Below are 1,239 nucleotides of genomic sequence, written 5' to 3'. Positions count from 1 at the left end.
TCACCGTCAGCCTTGGCTGGCGTTGGCTTTCGCCAAGGCTGACGAGTATCTATCTAGAATGCACGCGATTGAGACCACTTAGTGCAGCGACGAAAAAGATGGATAAATATTCGGCCCACAACACAACATGTGGCTTATCGTTGAATCCGGCAGGAGTGCAAGACCATGAAGAAATCAGTCGAATGCATGTTCGCGGCGAGCCTTCTATTTTTACTTCATCCAGCCTTGGTAAACAGCATGCAAATTTCAACAAGAGTCTTAACACCCGCCACTGAATATCGAGACATCACTCTCAAGGAATTGGCATCAGTCTACAAGCGCGCCTACGTCGCACAGAAATTTCATGTCTCTACCAACACTGAGAAAACTATGACCGATGGCAGTCAAGTTGTACACCTCGTACTTAACATGGCCAACCATGTCTACCCAACCCGTAAGAAGGCGCAAATATCGTTCTTGTTTTACTCGCCAAATCACGATGGTTGCAAACCATGTTCGGTTACACGAGAAACTTTTTCAGTTGGCGACAGCAACGAATACACCGGAGAGGAGTGGGATGCATTCCAACGTGAACTCATTGCAACGGATGAGATGGCACTAAATAAAGTTAGACAAGTCCTCGGGAAAAGTACCCCTCCACTGGAAGAGCGGCCCACAGGACAATCGATCCCCTGATTCGACGCGCTCACCTCCGCCGACGACACGCCGATGAAGATCGACGTGCTAGCCAACGACACCGATGCCGACGGCGATGCACTGAAGGCTTATGTGGTGGATGGCCCGCAGCACGGCCGTCTGTGCCGCAACGACGACGGAACCTGAACTTACCTGGCTGATGCCAACTGGTCGGGCACCGACACATTCACCTACCGCGCCTACGACGACCTGGATGGCTCCAGTCTGGCCAAAGTGGCCACACCGGTGGCGATTGGTGGAGCAGTTTGTTCGATGAGCCGCTAGTTAGCATGGACGATCTGGCCATGCAGTCTGGCTTGACGGTCAAGAAGCCGCATTGATCGACAAGTGCCTTAATCGCAGCGCCATCGAGCAAAGGAAGGTCACCTATGAAATTTACGCAGTCAAAAGCAGTGTGGAGCTTCTTGCTGGGAGGACGGATTCAATTTAGAAGTGCATCACTCCAGCCCCGGGAAGTAGCGCAGGTGCGGTAGCCTGCGCAGCTTCACCGCCAAGTGGAACTGCACATTGAGCTACACGCACCTGAGCCAGGACGAACGCTAC

Annotated in this window: 1 protein-coding gene and 1 pseudogene; both read left to right on the top strand. The window is 52.5% G+C overall.

What is annotated here, in order from left to right:
• Window positions 1-165: 165 nt before the first annotated feature.
• Window positions 166-675 carry a hypothetical protein gene (locus ACFPPB_RS17310; RefSeq protein ID WP_377329379.1) on the top strand — a complete coding sequence of 170 codons (510 nt, stop codon included), beginning with the start codon at window positions 166-168 and terminating at the stop codon, window positions 673-675.
• Between the two features lie 15 nt (window positions 676-690).
• Window positions 691-822: pseudogene (locus tag ACFPPB_RS17305) on the top strand (Ig-like domain-containing protein); the annotation flags it as partial.
• Between the last annotated feature and the right edge of the window lie 417 nt (window positions 823-1,239).

This window comes from Rhodanobacter terrae (assembly GCF_042657005.1).
GTDB lineage: Bacteria > Pseudomonadota > Gammaproteobacteria > Xanthomonadales > Rhodanobacteraceae > Rhodanobacter > Rhodanobacter terrae.
This window is presented reverse-complemented; position numbering and strand designations above follow the sequence as displayed.